Raw genomic sequence first — 17,247 nt, 5'->3', positions numbered from 1 at the left:
GAAAAAAGATGTATCAATTCATGATACGTCTTTTTTTGATTTTCTTACATATTATTGGAGATAAAATGAAATAATAAACACGAATGTTCATTATTTCTACATATGCAATGTTCGTATTTTTATTGTAATAAGAAAAGAAAACTGATAAAATATTGACTGGAAATGAACAATATCTTTATATTAACCCTGGGGGTGCATAGTAATGTCAGCAGTCGTAGTTGTAGGAACACAGTGGGGAGATGAAGGAAAGGGGAAAATTACTGACTTTCTTTCAGAACAGGCTGAAGTAGTAGCTAGATATCAGGGTGGAAACAATGCGGGACATACAATCGTATTTAATGGAGAAACGTACAAACTTCATTTGATTCCATCAGGCATTTTTTATTCAGAGAAAATCTGTGTCATCGGCAATGGTATGGTAGTAGACCCAAAGGCATTAGTCAAAGAACTAGCCTATTTGCATGACAAGGGTGTTCAGACAGATAATTTACGTATAAGCAATCGTGCCCATGTTATTCTTCCTTATCATATTAAGTTGGATGAATTAGAAGAAGAATACAAAGGGATAAACAAAATAGGGACTACAAAAAAAGGAATTGGACCTGCCTATATGGATAAGGCTTCCAGAGTGGGAATTCGTATTGCAGACTTACTTGACCGAGAAGTGTTTGAAGAAAAGCTTTCTCATAACCTTACTGAGAAGAATCGACTATTCGAAAAGGTTTATGAAACACAAGGATTTACTCTAGAAGATATCGTAGATGAGTATTATGAATATGGACAGCAAATCGTTCAATATGTTTGTGATACATCTGTTGTGTTGAATGATGCTCTAGATGATGGACGTCGTGTTCTATTTGAAGGTGCCCAAGGTGTTATGTTAGATATTGATCAGGGAACGTATCCATTTGTTACATCCTCAAATCCAGTAGCCGGCGGGGTTACAATTGGTTCTGGAGTGGGCCCTACTAAAATAAATTCTGTAGTAGGCGTTTCAAAAGCCTATACAACACGTGTAGGAGACGGACCTTTCCCAACAGAGCTAAACGATGAGATTGGTCATCAAATTCGAGAAGTTGGTCGTGAGTATGGGACGACTACTGGACGTCCTCGAAGAGTAGGCTGGTTTGACGCAGTAGTTGTACGTCATGCAAGACGGGTAAGTGGAGTTACTGACTTATCTCTTAATTCCATTGATGTATTAACAGGAATTGAAACGTTAAAAATTTGCGTGGCCTATCGACACAAAGGGGAGCTAATTGAGGAATACCCAGCTAGTTTAAAAGTCCTCGCAGAATGTGAACCAGTCTATGAAGAGTTTCCAGGGTGGACAGAGGATATTACAGGAGTGAAAAAGTTAGAAGAACTACCAGAAAATGCTCGAAACTATGTTGAGCGTATATCCCAGTTAACTGGTATCCCATTATCTGTATTCTCAGTTGGACCTGACCGAACACAAACAAATGTAGTGCGCAATATATATAGCTAATAACATGAAAAACATAGTTGGAAACAGCTATGTTTTTTTATTTTGGCTCTTTTCTATAAGTTTGTTGTTTTTAGTTATAATGTGGAAACCTAGTAGATTGGAGCGTAAGGTGGCGACTCCTCGAAAATGTATTCACATTTTCTTCGTGCGTGGGTTATTTCAAAGAAGCAAATTCAATGTCCAGCGGGAAAAGCGTGAGGCTCAATCCACGCCCGCGGAAAGCGTCCACCTGAAGCGGAAACCATTGATAAAAACAACAAAGTTTGCGAAAACAGCCTTTATTTTAAATCAAACCCATCCCCACAGATAACATATAAACACTTATCTCCTTTCCCATGACAATCTCACTATGTCATATTTTGATAAGGAGTCTTTTGTCGTGCAAAAACGACATAAATCTTTAAAAAATCCACGGTTTAAAGGGAAGAAAGGCTCATTTCAATGTCAAAATTCTACAGTTTTCTGTGTAAAAATTTGTCAGTAATACTACAATTATATTACATATTGGAAACTATTATACTTTTTTTCAAATTCTATGGTAAATTAATAAAGTGTAAAATAGAGAGAATTGTCGAACGATAGAATACGTCTTGGCGTATTTTGTAAGACAACGCTTTTCAACTCACAAGGTGAGATGAACGATAATTTCGGACAAGCAACCTTTGTTCAGGGAGGAAAGACCGTGTCAGACCAAAATAATACAAATAAAACACCAAGAAAATATATGACTTTGTTAAAACGAGTTGCGATAACCTCAGTTGCGCTTTCAACATTAGTGTTTGGATCAGCATCAGCTGATACAAAAATACAAACAGTGTATCATGTATACATAGATGGCAATAGAGTTGGAACAGTTGATTCCAAGAATGTAGTAGAAAAGGTAATCGAACAAAAAGTAGATTCCTTACAAGATCAATATAAAGAGCTTTCTTTGGTAGCCGATAATGTTTCAATTATTGAAGAACAGGTTTTTCTACCAACCTTCAATAATGAAAATACTGTGAAGGTGCTAGAATCAGAGATTGAAATTGCAGCACAAGCTAAAGCGATTACGATTGATGGAGAGCCAGTTGCTTATCTAAAAAATGAAGAAGAAGCGAATGAAGCTCTGAAACAATTAAAGTTACAATATGTAAAAGAAGAGCAATTGCAAGAGCTTGAGGCGAGAGAAAAATCAGAACAACCTTTGCCTGCATTAGCTGAAGGACAATCTCGTTTATTAGACGTTTCATTTGTGGAAAAGGTTTCAGTTTCAGATGAAAAAATTTCACCAGAACAAATTCATAATCCTGCTGATACCGTCACATTGCTTCAAAAGGGTACATTAGAAGAGAAAAAGTACCAAGTTAAAGAAGGAGATGTACTGGGTTCTATTGCGGTAGACTATGATTTAAAGACAGCGGATTTATTAGCATTAAACCCTGGAATTACTAAGGATACACTTATAAAAATTGGACAAGAATTAAACGTAACAGCATATAAGCCATTTTTAACAGTTGTGGTAAAGATGGAGCAAAATAAAAAAGAAACGATTAATTTTGAAACGAAGGTTAACGAAAATTCAAATATGTACAAAGGGGACAGAAAAGTCACTCAAGAAGGTCAAGAGGGTGAAAAGACTGTTCACTATGAATATAAAATGGTTAATGGCGTGAATGCTGAAACAAAGAAACTTAATGAAACCATCACAAAAGAGCCTGTAACAGAGGTAATTGAAAAAGGAACGAAGGTTGTTCCTTCAAGGGGATCAGGTCAGTTAGCATGGCCAGCAGTTGGCGGTTATATCTCCAGTCACGTTGGATATAGATGGGGACAACTCCATAAAGGTATTGATATTGCAAGACCAAGTAATTATACGATTAAAGCAGCTGACAATGGGACAGTTGTAGAGGCTGGATATTCTGGCGGCTTTGGGAATAAAATTACGATTAACCATAACAATGGAATGAAAACCATTTATGCTCATATGTCATCCCTTAATGTTCGTGTTGGACAAACCGTAACGAAGGGCCAACAAATTGGTGTAATGGGTTCAACTGGTAACTCAACAGGAACGCACCTACATTTCGAATTATATATTAATGGAGCTTTGAAAAATCCATTAGATTACTTATAATATTAGACAATATACGCCTTCAGCATGATGCTGAAGGCTTTTTTAATAAGTATAAAGAACGATAAAATGGAAGTCGGAATTGGACAGATGACCTATATCACTGTTTTTTTATACACTTCTGATGATATACCTCCCTTTTTCTGCTAAAGTTAGAGGTAAAGGAACAAAATAAAAGGTACAATTCGAACTATATAATATGAAAACTGTTTTAGGTGATACGGTTTTTATTTTAATGTGAAGGAGAAAAAGTGAATGGAAAAAGTAATTCTTGTAGTTGATGATGAGAAACCAATTGCGGATATATTACAATTTAATCTTGAGAAGGAAGGGTATAAAGTCGTTTGTGCCTATGATGGTAATGATGCTTTAGAAAAGGTTGAGGAAGTAAATCCTGATCTCATTCTACTTGATATCATGCTTCCACATAAAGATGGCATGGAGGTTTGTCGAGAGGTACGAAAAAAGTATGATATGCCGATCGTTATGCTAACAGCCAAAGACTCTGAAATTGATAAAGTATTAGGGCTTGAGCTAGGGGCTGACGACTATGTTACAAAGCCTTTTAGTACGAGAGAACTGCTTGCAAGAGTAAAGGCGAACCTTCGAAGACACCAACAAATTTCTGAGGCAGTTAGCCAGGAAACAACAAGTGAGATTGCTGTGGGTTCCCTTGTAATCCATCCAGATGCCTATGTGGTGAGTAAACGTGGAGAAACAATAGAATTAACACATCGTGAATTCGAGCTTTTACACTATTTAGCCAAGCACCTTGGTCAAGTCATGACACGAGAGCATTTGTTACAAACGGTATGGGGATATGATTATTTTGGAGATGTACGTACAGTTGACGTAACAGTACGCCGCTTACGTGAAAAAATTGAAGACAGTCCGAGCCATCCAACATGGATTGTCACAAGACGTGGAGTGGGCTACTATTTACGAAACCCTGATCAGGAGTAAATCTTGAAATGAAAAGACTAGGTTTTTTTCAATCAATTCATTTTAAATTTGCACTTATCTATTTGCTCTTAATTTTAATTGCGATGCAAATTATTGGTGTTTATTTTATAGGGAAATTAGAGTTGCGATTAGTAGAAAATTTTAAAATATCCTTAAATGAACGGGTCAATATACTTGCATTTAGTATTGAGCAGGAAATGAATAAGGAGAGGGAAGATGCTTCTACATTAGAAAAAGATATCCGGAATATTTTGCAGGACTATGAGTCTGAGGATATCCAGGAAATTCGGGTTATCGATAATAAAAGCCGTGTAGTTGGGAGCTCAAACCCATATAGTCAGGGAATTGTTGGCAGAAAAACAAATGAGGATTCGGTCAAACGTACGTTACTGCTTGGTGACAATCCAGATTATGTGCGCTTAGATGAATCTACGTATGATCGGATGTATGTATCTTCAACACCAATTCGTTCGAATGGAGATATCATCGGCGCAATCTTTTTAATCGCGAGGATGGAAAATGTCTATGATGATATAAAAGAAATCAATGATATTTTTGTAACGGGTACTGGAATTGCGATGGCGATTACGGCAGTCCTTGGAATCTTTGTCGCTCAAACGATTACAAGACCAATTTCAGCAATGAGAAAGCATGTTTTAGAATTAGGAAGAGGTAATTTTTCAAAGAAGGTAAAATTATTCGGCCATGACGAGATTGGTCAACTTGCAATGACCTTCAATAATTTATCGAAAAAAATACAAGATGCACAAGCGACAACAGAAGGGGAACGTCGCAAGCTCTCTTCTGTGCTTGCTCATATGACAGATGGGGTAATTGCAACCGATAAAAAGGGGCGGATTATCTTAATCAATACGCCTGCAATTGACATGCTAGATGTTTCACGTGAAACAGTCCTTGATCAGTCAATTGTTTCCGTCTTAGGGTTAGATGAACAATATACTTTTGAGCAGCTTGTTCACGATATAGATACGGAAATCCTTGATTTTAGTACGCATAAAAAACAATACATTATAAAGGTTAGTTTTTCAGTTATTAAAAAGGAATCAGGCATTATCAATGGTTTAATTGCTGTATTATATGACGTGACCGAGCAAGAAAAGATTGAAAGTGAGAGACGAGAGTTTGTCGCAAATGTTTCACATGAATTACGAACACCATTAACGACAATGCGGAGCTATCTTGAAGCACTAGCAGATGGTGCTTGGGAGGATGAAAAGATTGCGCCTCAGTTTTTACATGTAACGCAAACCGAAACAGAACGGATGATTAGGTTGGTCAATGACTTGCTGAAGTTATCAAAATTAGATAGTAAGGATTATCGTTTATCCAAGGATTTAATTGATTTTACAAAGTACTTCCACCGAATCATTGACCGATTTGAAATGACAAGGAAGCAGCATATCTCCTTTATTCGAAATTTACCTGAGAAGCCCATTTATCTGGAAATCGATCAAGATAAGATGACACAGGTTCTCGATAATATTATTTCAAATGCTTTGAAATACTCACCTGAGGGAGGAACGGTATCCTTTCAAGTGGAAGAATCAAATGATGAAATCGTCGTAAGCGTAAGAGACCAGGGTGTTGGAATACCGAAGGATAACATCAATCGAATTTTTGAGCGATTTTACCGGGTGGACAAAGCACGCACACGTAAATTAGGAGGAACAGGGTTAGGTCTTGCTATTGCCAAGGAGATGGTCGTTGCTCATGGAGGCAGGATTTGGGCTGAAAGTGAAGAAGGGGTAGGTACAACTATTTTCTTTACCCTACCAATCAATGTGAATCAAGATGGTTTAGAGGATGATTGGGATGAAGTATGAATCAATAAAAACAACAATTTTAATTCTCTTAGTGCTTTCTAGCATTGTTCTTACATGGTCTTTGTGGACGTATCAGCCCCAATACGATCACCTAGGAGAAAATGATGACTTAGTAGCGGAAGTAACGACAAATATTACAAAGGACGCCTCCGAAATTATAAGGCCAACTAAAATTCTTTATCATATCGATGGTCAGCATTTTGGGACTTTTAACGAGACGGAACTGAACCGAGTCATGAAAGAACTTAGGTCTTGGGAAATTGATGAGGTCCACAACATTACACATACGGTTCAGGATCAAGGTTTAGCAGACTTCTTAAAGCAAAATGGACAAGTTGAAATATACTTTCCTGATCCGTTTCCGCTAGAGCTTTATAAATCGTTTATTAAAAAAATTAATGATAAGGATCATTCCTTCATTTCGTTTGACCGATTTGTAATTGATGTCAATTCTGAAGAAGATGGCGAAGGGATTGTGTACTTTGTGTCCACCGGTGACAACTTAGTGTATGAGGGCCGTGTCAATAGTAGGCTTACAAGGGAATATCGGAAAAACTTTTATACAACGGCGACGAGATATCCCGAGCAAATTGAATATGAACTATCAGATACGAATTCAGTCTACTTACCGAAGGACACAACAATTGTAGAACGTGTTGACTATTATATTGATGCGATTGAAATTGATACCTTTAAAGATCGCTTATTCACCAATTCAAGTCTTGTTAAGCGGGATGTTCTTACTACAGGTGAAGTTCATACCGATGGAACAAGGTTACTAAGAGCGTATAATAATAAAAAATATATTGAGTTCATTAATCCAACAAGAATTAGTGGAGAACCAGCACAGACAACAGATTTAATTCAAACTAGCATTGATTTTGTTAATGAACATGTTGGATGGACAGATGATTACCGCTTTTTTAGGTGGAGTAAAGAGAGTCAAACGACAGTTTTTAAACTCTATGTAAAAAATATCCCTGTTTTTAGTCAAAATAAACTAACAGATATTACACAACAATGGGATAACAATGATATAGCGAGATATTTTCATCCATCCATAAACTTACGAATCGATTTGGACTCAATTAAGGTGAGACTACCAAAAGGCGAAAAGGTAATGGAGGAAATTATAAGTAAGCCAAATTTTAATCCTGAATTGCTCGAGTCTGTGACAGTTGCTTATGACCTTGTAGAAAGTGAAGATAATTCCCAGTTTGTTTCACTTCAACCGATTTGGACTTACAGGTATAATGGAAGTTGGAAAAAGGTTGAGATAAAGAATGAGGATTTAGGAGGACATAAAGATGGATTGGAGTAAAACCAAGTCTTTATTTATCGTTACCTTCTTGATTCTCAACATCTTTTTAGGATATCAGCTTGTTCAAAAGAGGGATAGCAGTCAACTCGATTTGCTAAAAGAATTAAGTATTGACGAGAAACTAGCGGAAGAGGAAATCACGTATGAGGCTTTGCCAAAGGAACCGGAGGAATTAAGCTATATAAGTGGGAAAATCAAGGTTTTTACAGAGGAAGATGTTAAAACTCTTAAAAATCAGACCGTTAACATTGATACTGCTGGTATGCTAAAGGCTGAGTTTACAGATCCTATTAAGCTTTCCTTAACAGATCAAATGAAGATCGGACAATTTGTGAAGGAACATATCCTATCGGGGGACAAATATACCGTTTGGGATGTGGATGAAGAGGCTGGCACGGTTGTTTTAATTCAACAATATAAAAATTACAAGGTCTTTGGCCAATCATCGAATATAAGTGGTGTCATCTATTTGTATCTGAATGAGGATCATGAGGTAACGTCCTATGAGCAAACATTAATTCCTGAATTTGAAGAGCATGAGATGGAGGAGTTAATTACGCCTATGGAAACTCTAGAAAACCTTTTTAATAACTTCCATCTCAAATCAGGTAGCCATGTATCTAAGGTGGAAGTTGGGTATTACCCACTTGTCCCATATTCAGAATCACAGTTATTGGCTCCAGCTTGGCATGTTACCATAGACGATGAAACAGATATTTATGTCAATGCCATCGAAGGACAAATTTTAAATAAGATGGAGTGAACGATTATGGGGTTGCATTTTAGTGTGCTTGCAAGCGGGAGCACAGGAAATGCGTTCTATGTTGGAACAGACAAGCATTCCTTGCTTGTAGATGCCGGGTTAAGTGGTAAACAACTAGAACTGTTATTTAAAGAAATCAACAAAGAAATTAAGCATCTTTCCGGAATTCTTGTGACACATGAGCATAGTGACCATATTAAGGGGCTAGGTGTACTGGCTAGAAAGTACAAGCTTCCCATCTATGCAAATGAAAAGACATGGAGTGCGATGGAGCGTAATATTGGAGAAATCCCGACAGAACAGAAGTTTATTTTTCAAATGGGGTCAGTAAAGACATTTGGAAATATGGATGTTGAATCTTTCGGTGTTTCCCATGATGCGGCTGAACCAATGTTTTATGTATTCCACAACGAGGGAAAAAAGGTTGTTTTAATTACGGATACAGGCTATGTCAGTGACCGTATGAAGGGCACCATTGAAAATGCCGATGCGTATGTATTTGAAAGTAACCACGATGTGTCTATGCTTCAGATGGGCCATTATCCCTGGAGTATTAAGCGACGTATTTTAAGTGATGTTGGACATGTATCGAATGAGGATGCAGCGTTAGCTATGTCAGATGTAATTGGGGATAACACGAAACGAATCTACTTGGCGCATCTAAGTAAAGATAATAATTTAAAGGATTTAGCACGTATGTCGGTTAAGCAAACCTTAGAAAGCAAAGGGTATGTTGTCGGGGAACAGTTTGATTTGTATGATACAGATCCAAAGGTACCTACAAAACTAGCTTATGTGTAGAAAGAAGCCCATTTGATTTTGATCAGATGGGCTTTTTTGTGTGCATGTCTAGCTCCAGCGCCTAGCCAGTTTTCCCCTTGAATTGGCTCCAGCGAGTATCTTGCGAAAAGCTCTGCTTTGAGCAGCTCGAGGTCATAAGCCAATCCGTCAAGAAGGATAAAAGGCATCCTTCTCACCGGCTTTTCTTATGCTTGTCGGACTTGCACAGGACAAGGAAGGCTTCGACAGTCATAACATCGCACGAAGAAAATGCAAAGCATTTTCGAGGAAGTGCTGACATCGACGTTTGCCACAGGAAGTGGCAGTAGTTAGTCGATGTTCCACTTTCAAGGCGGTTGCACTTTTCGAAGAAAAACACTTGCCGCGCCCATAATTTTCTAGTAACTTGAAAATAGGATGAAAGTAGGGATGCTATGAAATCTTTTATGTTGCAAGCGGCAGGTTTAATGGTGCTTTGGGTGTTGTTTTTCATTTTTGAAAGGCCAGTTCCAACAGCTTATTCAATTATGATTTGTGCTGTTGTGATGACCTTATATTTTTTCCTGAAAATCACATCAAAGCCAGTCTATTTATATGTTGCGATAACCACACTTCTACTGACGCAAGGAGTTATTGAATCAGGCAATCCATTTACACTTTTATTACTATTGTACGTTGTGTTATTAGCTGCAATTCAACTAGAAAGTCAACCATTTAAAGGACTTGTTGCTTTTACGGTGACCAGTTTATTGGCTTTCTTAATGTGGATGAAAAGTGATTTATCCGTTTATGTCTACTTTCTCTTATTCTACCTTCTTGCCCTTCAAGTGAATGAACTTTGGACGAAGCAAGAGGAACAACGCAACCTTTATGAAGAATTGCTTGGGGAATATCGAAAGTTAAAGAGGGTTGCCCTTGTGGCGGAGGAGGAAGCACGATATCAAGAGAGGACCAAAATTGCAAGGGACATCCATGATTCTGTTGGGCATAAGTTGACAGCATTGTTAATGCAGTTGGAAGTCTTATCAATTAAACAAGGTCCAGAACATTATCAAGATTTAAAGGAATTGGCTAAAGAGAGCTTAGAAGAAACACGTTTTGCAGTACGAACTTTAAAGGACCGGGAACATGAAGGAATTGCAACCATCTTACAGCTATTCAAAAAACTTGAGGCTGAAAGTCATATTATGGTCCAACTGACGACAAAACAAGGAATCTTGTCCGAACAGCTCACAAATGAACAAAGTGTCGTGCTATATAGAGTAATCCAGGAAGGACTTACGAATGCAATGCGCCATGCCCACTCACGTGAAGTTCAGGTGCTGCTTGGAAAAACAGCAGACGGAAATATTGAACTTGTTATGAAAAACCGAATCTATAAGAAGGAGTCATTTAAAGAGGGATTCGGGCTGTCAAATATGCGGAAGCGAGTTGAGGAATTGGAGGGAATGCTATCAGTCTATCAAACGGATGAGGAATTTGTCATTAAAGGTATACTTCCGTTAGCAAAAACGTAAGGGAGGGGAAACGGACATGTGGAATGTGTTAATTGTAGAAGACCAATCGATTGTTAGGCAAGGCTTAAAACTCATGTTGGAGCAAGATGGAAAAATCCGTGTTGTGGCTGAAGCCGAAAATGGAGAAGAAGCAATTAAGAAGATGGAGGCACATGTGATTGATGTGGTATTAATGGATATCCGGATGCCAGTTATGAATGGACTTGAAGCAACTAGAAAGATCAAGGAACGTTGGCCCGATACTAAGATTTTAATCCTCACAACCTTTAATGATGATGAATACGCAATCCAAGCATTAAAATACGGGGCAAATGCTTTTTTACTGAAAACATCAGACCAGAATACACTAATCCATGCGGTTTATAGTTGTTTTCAAGGGGGTCTAACGATTCATGAAGAAGTTGCAGCGAAAGTAATGCCGCGATTATTACACAAGGTTGAGAAGAAACTTGAACTGCCTTTATCTACACGAGAATTAGATATTACAAAATTAGTGGGGGAAGGAAAAACAAATAAGGAAATTGCAGATGATTTATTTCTATCAGTCGGAACGGTAAAAAACCACATCACACAAATCTTGCATAAATTAGAACTTCGGGATCGTACTCAGTTAGCTATTTTTGCAGTGAAAAACGATATTACATAAAAGACAAGGGTTGTCCTAACTTCAGTGGATGACCCTTTTTTCATGCAGATATGACTCAGGTCATGTTTTTAACATAAACAAGTGACGTTAGATAGTGCTGTAAGAAGCCTTGAATGTCTATGATTAATGTATAAAGGAGGCGACGGTATGTTAGAAGTGATTGATTTATCGAAGAAATATAAACAAAAGTATGCTGCACAGGGGATTAATATGTTTTTAGAAAAAGGGGAGATTGTGGGTCTGCTTGGTCCAAATGGAGCAGGAAAATCTACCACCATCTCTATGCTTTCATCTTTGGTTGTTCCAACATCTGGTGATGTGAGGCTATTAAATGAAAGTACAATTAAGAATCCACAGAATATCCGTAAGATTTTAGGAGTGGTTCCTCAAGAAATCGCATTGTACACGGATTTATCGGCTGAAGAAAATTTGCGGTTTTTTGGAGAGATTTATAGGCTAAAAGGTGCTGAGTTAAAAAAGCGGATTGAAGAGGTTCTAGAGCAAATTGGCCTAACTGACCGAAGAAAGGATCTAGTTAAAACATTTTCGGGTGGTATGAAAAGAAGGTTAAATATTGGAGTGGCTTTACTTCATAATCCGGAAATTATTATTATGGACGAGCCAACGGTAGGGATTGACCCGCAATCTCGAAATTATATTTTAGAAGCGGTAAAACGGCTCAATAAGGAACGTGGAATGACCGTATTATATACAAGTCATTACATGGAAGAAGTCGAATTCTTATGTGACCGTATTTATATTATGGATAAAGGTCATATTATCGCCTCAGGTACAAAGGAAGAGTTAAAAAATATCCTTTCCTCTGAAAATACGATTTCTATTCAGGTTGAGCGGGTAAAAGAAGAATTTATTCAATTACTTGAAGCAGATCCAACCATACGTCAAGTAAAGGTGTTGGACCGTAATGTAACAGTAATTGTTCCAAAGGAGTACAATTTGTTTCAAAAAATATCCCAGATCGCTGAGGAAACGAGTACAGCATTGATATCAGTAGAAGTAAAAGCGCCAACACTTGAAGACGTATTTCTTCATCTGACGGGTAGAGCGTTAAGAGATTAGGAGGTGAGAGGATGATAATTCCATTTATAAAAAAAGACTTATTGGTGTTACTAAGGAACCCCCAGGAGTTACTTGTTCTAGTTCTAATGCCGCTTGTCCTTATTGCTATCCTAGGCTTTGCCTTAGGTGGAGTGATGGGGGGAGATGCAGAACCGATCACGGCTAAAGTGGCATTTATTACACATAGTGATGAACAAAAAGAGATAGAGGCATTTATTGAAGAGATAAAGGGACAGGAAATGCCAGAGGAAGCAGAAACAGCACTTATCCAAAGCGCTAATCTACTTCATCCAATTCAGACATTAGTAGATGATGTGTTTGGTAGTAAGGAACTAAAAGAAATTGTGGAACTTGAGGTAGTTAAGGCTGAAAAACTAGATGAAATTAAAAATGATGATCATTACGCTGCTGTGATTGAGATACCAGCGCATTACACATATGATATTCTATCATCTGCCTTACTTGATGAACCTTCATCCGCGACAATTACCCTTTATAAAAATGAAGGAAAACAGATTTCTCCAAAAATAGTGGAGGATATCCTTATGAATTTCCAAAAACAGCTTACTTCCATGACCGTAATAGGGAAAGCTGGAGTTCAGCTAGAAGATATAAAAAGTAAGGAAATTGGAAAAACAGAGACTGTTACCGAGCGTGAACCAATTAATTCATTGCAATATTATTCCGTCGGTATGAGCGTCATGTTTATTATGTTTATTGCCTCTCATATTGGCTCATCTGCCTATCGCGAAAAACAGTTACAGGTGTTCAATCGAATTATTTTATCAAATACGTCAAGATGGTCATATCTAGGTGGCATCTTTTTCTCTGTAATAGTAATTGCGATAATCCAGCAAGCGATTTTATATGGAGTTACTTCTCTCATATTTGGTGTGGTTTGGAAAGATCTTTTCGGGTTTTTCTTAGTGAACCTATCACTATCCTTTGCGATAGGAGGAGTCGGAGCATTGTTGACCGCATTAAACTACCGAATAGACTCAGAAGGCGTATCAAACTTTTTTGGAAATGTAATGGTGTCCATCTTTGCCTTTTTAGGTGGAAGCTTTACACCGATTGCTGAAACTTCTTCTGTTATCGGTATGTTGGGGAATCTTACGCCAAATGGTGCAGGAATGTCCTCCTTATTACAATTGCTTCAAGGTGTGGAGCTATCGGCTATTGCTCATCATCTTTTTTATTTAGTGGGCTTTGGTTTGATAATGCTGACTGCAGCTGTTTTTAGCTTTCCGAAAAGAGGTGATGCCATATGATAAGTATTTTACAGGCAAAGTTTAAATTATTTTTAAGAAAGCCAATGCTTATGATTGGCATGACCGTAATGAGTATTGTGTTTGCTTTGTTATTAGGTGCCGCAAATTATTCAAATATTAAAGTACCTATTTATACAGATATTGAAAATATTGAAGAAACGGGATTATGGAAAGAACTAAATAAGACAGAGGCGTTTGAATTTATACGAATGACTGAAGATGAGGCAAAGAAAATGGTCAGTGAAGGTGATGCAGAGGCTGCTGTGAAGCTAGAAAAGGAATCTTACACAATTGTCATTGTGACGGAGACTTCAAACCTTCATATAATAGAAAGCTATCTTCAGACTTTTTATAGCGATATTTTAATGGAAGAGAAGATTAAAGAGGCAACAGCAACAAATTCTTATATCGACTCAGATGCCATTATTGAAGAATTAAACGAAAAGGAAGAGAACCCGTTATTTAAGATTCAAGCTGCGTCATTTCGTAGCGATGATGCTGTGATTATTGATAACCAACTGCAGACGATTTTTGGATTTACCTTGTTTTTTGTCATTTACACCATCTCTTATAATGTTCACAACATCTTACAAGAGAGAACATGGGGAGTTTGGGACCGCATGATTTTATCCCCTTTAAAGAAATGGGAGATGTACGCCGGCAATTTAGTTTATAGTTTCCTAATGGGATATTTTCAGGTTGCACTTATCTTTATAGTGTTCCGGTATGCCGTCGGGGTAGACTTTTACGGGGGATTTGGAAAAACATTAATTGTGTTAATCCCATACGTGTTCTCAATTGTCGCACTATCGTTATTTTTAGTCAGCGTTGTTAAAAGCACTCAACAATTCAACGCGATTATTTCACTGATATCAGTATGCTTATCGATGCTGGGTGGGGCTTATTGGCCATTAGAAATTGTAAGCTCAGACTTCTTGTTAAAGGTGTCAGACTTTGTGCCAATTAAACATGCGATGGAAGGCTTAAAAGCCGCCACCATTTATGGAGCACCAATGAGTGAATTACTATATCCAATCAGTATTCTGACGTTAATGGGAGTCGTGTTAATCGGGATCGGAATCAATTTAATGGAACGGAAAAGCGCTTAAAGAAAAAGGCAGGGGCAAGTGGCTCCTGTCTTTTGTCGTTGTGGGACAAAATCATGAATTGCATAAAATATGGGTAAAATTAATAGAAAGAGTGTAAAAAGGAGAAATCATGTAATGGGGTACTATGATCAGGATTATCTAAACCAAAGGCAACAAAGAAGGAAAGGGAACCGAGGCAGTTGGTTTTTCTCAGCGTTAGTCGGTGCTGTTATTGGGGCACTCCTTGTAATAGCTCTTTTACCGACCTTATCCAAGTATCATTTACTTCCAAGTGAAGAGAATGCGACCCCTGAAGAGGTAAATGGGCTTGATGAGGTGGAGGAAAAAGCACCAGTAACAGGAGAAAGTGTCCAACAAAATATCAACGTGAACGTAACTACCGAGATTACCAGTGCGGTCAATAAAGTAAGTGAGGCTGTTGTAGGTATTGTCAATCTACAACAAACGAATTTCTGGACAGAGGAATCGATGACAGCGGGAACGGGATCTGGCGTTATCTATAAAAAAGGGGACGGTAAAGCTTTTGTCGTCACAAACCATCATGTAATTGAAGGCGCTTCGGATATTGAGGTAAGTCTTAGTGATGGGGCAAGGGTGAAGGGAAGAGTGCTTGGAAGTGATATTTGGACGGATTTGGCTGTAATCGAGATTGATGGAAGCCATATTAAAAAGGTTGCTCAATTTGGAAATTCCGATAACATTAATCTTGGTGAACCTGTCATTGCGATTGGAAACCCGTTGGGACTTGAGTTTTCTGGGTCAGTCACACAAGGAATTATTTCAGGCTTAAATCGGACGATTCCTGTTGATATTAATCAGGATGGAGTACCTGATTGGAATGCTGATGTCATGCAAACAGATGCTGCGATTAATCCAGGAAATAGTGGAGGAGCGCTTGTAAATATCAAGGGAGAAGTAATAGGAATTAATTCCATGAAAATTGCACAGGAGGCCGTTGAAGGAATTGGCCTTTCGATTCCAATTACGAGTGCAAAGCCGATTATTGAAGATCTTGAAGTGTATGGTGAGGTTAATCGTCCTTTTTTAGGAGTTGGACAACTTAAGAGTTTAAGTGAAATTTCCTCCTATCATCGAATGCAAACCTTACATCTTCCAAATGACGTAACAGAGGGAGTGGCAGTTTTAGAAGTACTGCGAAATACACCCGCATCACAAGCAGGATTAAGGGAACTTGATGTGATTGTAGAACTAGATGGTGAAAGAATCACCTCACTAATTGAGTTGCGAAAGCATTTATATAATGAAAAATCAGTAGGAGACACAATGGAGGTCACATTCTACCGAGGCGGAGAAAAACAAAAGGCGACAGTACGATTGGCAAGAGAATCATTGTAGAGAAAACAGGGGAGAGAAACTTCCCCTGTTTTTTGTGGATAAGATTATATGCTAAAATGGGTAAGATAAAACATGTGGATAAGAAAAAAAGATAAAGTTATACCCATAATTCGCAGTCGGATGTGGGTAAGTTTGATGGAGGACAAAAAAATGATTAAATGTTGTGAAGAACATATTGAATTAGCATTGGACATCGTGGTTGATGAACATGAGGTAGCGCCGATTTTGACGAAAATTGAAGACGAAAACTTATCAACAACCTGTGAATTTTGTCAAAATAAGGCGGTATATGTTGTAGGGAACTAATATTCTCATACAAGATGTGGATAGAAAATGTGGATATGTGGATAACTTCTGTGGATAGTGTGTTTGTAAAATGTGAGCGAAGTGGGGATAAGTGTGAACATCACAATCGTAACAATAGGCAAGTTAAAAGAGAAATATTTGATCCAAGGGATCAACGAATACTTAAAACGATTAACGGCCTATGCCAAGATTGACATAATTGAACTTGCTGATGAAAAGGCGCCGGAAAATTTGAGTGAGTCAGAAATGGAGCAAGTAAAACAAAAAGAGGGAGAGCGGATACTTTCAAAAGTATCGGATGACACTCATGTGATTGCTTTGGCAATTGAAGGAAAGATGAAATCATCCGAACAGCTGGCAGCCGATATTGAAAACCTAGCAACCTATGGAAAAAGCAAAGTTGCCTTTGTCATCGGTGGTTCTCTTGGCCTGAGCAAGGACGTAATGAAGCGAGCAAATGGTACATTGTCTTTTTCAAAGATGACCTTTCCGCATCAATTAATGAGACTGATATTAGTGGAGCAGGTGTATAGAGCGTTTCGGATCATTAGGAATGAACCGTACCACAAGTAAATGAGGTTTTTATAACAGATAAATTTTTTAAAAAAGGAGGTGTCTCAGCCACTAATTGAGATTCCTCCTTTTTTTGTTCATATTCAGTTCATAAAAGGCGTCTATAATCCAATAGT

Annotated in this window: 15 protein-coding genes; all 15 read left to right on the top strand. The window is 37.9% G+C overall.

Annotated elements, in window-relative coordinates:
- Positions 1 to 202: 202 nt before the first annotated feature.
- The 15 genes from NST91_RS25740 to rlmH all read left to right on the top strand — a co-directional run bounded on the left by NST91_RS25740 (position 203) and on the right by rlmH (position 17,131).
- Positions 203 to 1,489 carry an adenylosuccinate synthase gene (locus NST91_RS25740; protein ID WP_341333436.1) on the top strand — a complete coding sequence of 429 codons (1,287 nt, stop codon included), beginning with the start codon at positions 203 to 205 and terminating at the stop codon, positions 1,487 to 1,489.
- A 682-nt stretch (positions 1,490 to 2,171) separates the two neighbouring features.
- The gene (locus NST91_RS25735) at positions 2,172 to 3,605 is read left to right on the top strand and encodes a peptidoglycan DD-metalloendopeptidase family protein (protein ID WP_341333435.1); all 1,434 of its coding nucleotides are present in this window, start codon (positions 2,172 to 2,174) and stop codon (positions 3,603 to 3,605) included.
- Positions 3,606 to 3,857: 252 nt separating this feature from the next.
- On the top strand, positions 3,858 to 4,565 hold the full coding sequence (yycF, locus tag NST91_RS25730; protein ID WP_341333434.1) for a response regulator YycF: 708 nt from the start codon (positions 3,858 to 3,860) through the stop codon (positions 4,563 to 4,565).
- An 8-nt stretch (positions 4,566 to 4,573) separates the two neighbouring features.
- Positions 4,574 to 6,409 (top strand): cell wall metabolism sensor histidine kinase WalK, encoded by a 1,836-nt coding sequence (gene walK / locus NST91_RS25725; protein ID WP_341333433.1) that lies wholly within the window; start codon positions 4,574 to 4,576, stop codon positions 6,407 to 6,409.
- Entirely contained in the window at positions 6,399 to 7,730 is a 1,332-nt protein-coding gene (locus NST91_RS25720; RefSeq protein ID WP_341333432.1) for a YycH family regulatory protein, read from the top strand. Before walK ends, NST91_RS25720 begins: the two co-directional genes overlap by 11 nt.
- Positions 7,717 to 8,493 carry a two-component system regulatory protein YycI gene (locus NST91_RS25715; RefSeq protein WP_341333431.1) on the top strand — a complete coding sequence of 259 codons (777 nt, stop codon included), beginning with the start codon at positions 7,717 to 7,719 and terminating at the stop codon, positions 8,491 to 8,493. The genes NST91_RS25720 and NST91_RS25715 overlap by 14 nt, the downstream gene beginning before the upstream one ends.
- A gap of 6 nt (positions 8,494 to 8,499) precedes the next feature.
- On the top strand, positions 8,500 to 9,294 hold the full coding sequence (yycJ, locus tag NST91_RS25710; RefSeq protein WP_341333430.1) for an exodeoxyribonuclease YycJ: 795 nt from the start codon (positions 8,500 to 8,502) through the stop codon (positions 9,292 to 9,294).
- Positions 9,295 to 9,707: 413 nt separating this feature from the next.
- Complete coding sequence (locus NST91_RS25705; RefSeq protein WP_341333429.1) at positions 9,708 to 10,790, top strand: sensor histidine kinase; 1,083 nt, start codon at positions 9,708 to 9,710, stop codon at positions 10,788 to 10,790.
- 16 nt (positions 10,791 to 10,806) lie between these two features.
- On the top strand, positions 10,807 to 11,436 hold the full coding sequence (locus tag NST91_RS25700; RefSeq protein ID WP_121448181.1) for a response regulator: 630 nt from the start codon (positions 10,807 to 10,809) through the stop codon (positions 11,434 to 11,436).
- A 147-nt stretch (positions 11,437 to 11,583) separates the two neighbouring features.
- Positions 11,584 to 12,516: an ABC transporter ATP-binding protein gene (locus NST91_RS25695; protein ID WP_341333428.1), complete on the top strand. Its 933-nt coding sequence runs from the start codon at positions 11,584 to 11,586 to the stop codon at positions 12,514 to 12,516.
- A gap of 11 nt (positions 12,517 to 12,527) precedes the next feature.
- Positions 12,528 to 13,787, top strand: coding sequence for an ABC transporter permease (locus tag NST91_RS25690; RefSeq protein WP_341333427.1), 1,260 nt, complete (start codon positions 12,528 to 12,530; stop codon positions 13,785 to 13,787).
- Positions 13,784 to 14,896 (top strand): ABC transporter permease, encoded by a 1,113-nt coding sequence (locus NST91_RS25685; RefSeq protein ID WP_341333426.1) that lies wholly within the window; start codon positions 13,784 to 13,786, stop codon positions 14,894 to 14,896. The genes NST91_RS25690 and NST91_RS25685 overlap by 4 nt, the downstream gene beginning before the upstream one ends.
- Positions 14,897 to 15,010: 114 nt before the next feature.
- The gene (locus tag NST91_RS25680) at positions 15,011 to 16,252 is read left to right on the top strand and encodes a S1C family serine protease (RefSeq protein ID WP_341333425.1); all 1,242 of its coding nucleotides are present in this window, start codon (positions 15,011 to 15,013) and stop codon (positions 16,250 to 16,252) included.
- Between the two features lie 150 nt (positions 16,253 to 16,402).
- Positions 16,403 to 16,558 carry a CxxH/CxxC protein gene (locus NST91_RS25675; RefSeq protein ID WP_341333424.1) on the top strand — a complete coding sequence of 52 codons (156 nt, stop codon included), beginning with the start codon at positions 16,403 to 16,405 and terminating at the stop codon, positions 16,556 to 16,558.
- A 93-nt stretch (positions 16,559 to 16,651) separates the two neighbouring features.
- Positions 16,652 to 17,131, top strand: a complete 480-nt coding sequence (gene rlmH, locus NST91_RS25670; protein ID WP_341333423.1) for a 23S rRNA (pseudouridine(1915)-N(3))-methyltransferase RlmH — start codon at positions 16,652 to 16,654, stop codon at positions 17,129 to 17,131.
- Positions 17,132 to 17,247 lie beyond the last annotated feature (116 nt).

This window comes from Ferdinandcohnia sp. FSL W7-1320 (assembly GCF_038050315.1).
Classification (GTDB): Bacteria; Bacillota; Bacilli; order Bacillales; family Bacillaceae_L; genus Ferdinandcohnia; species Ferdinandcohnia aciditolerans.
This window is presented reverse-complemented; position numbering and strand designations above follow the sequence as displayed.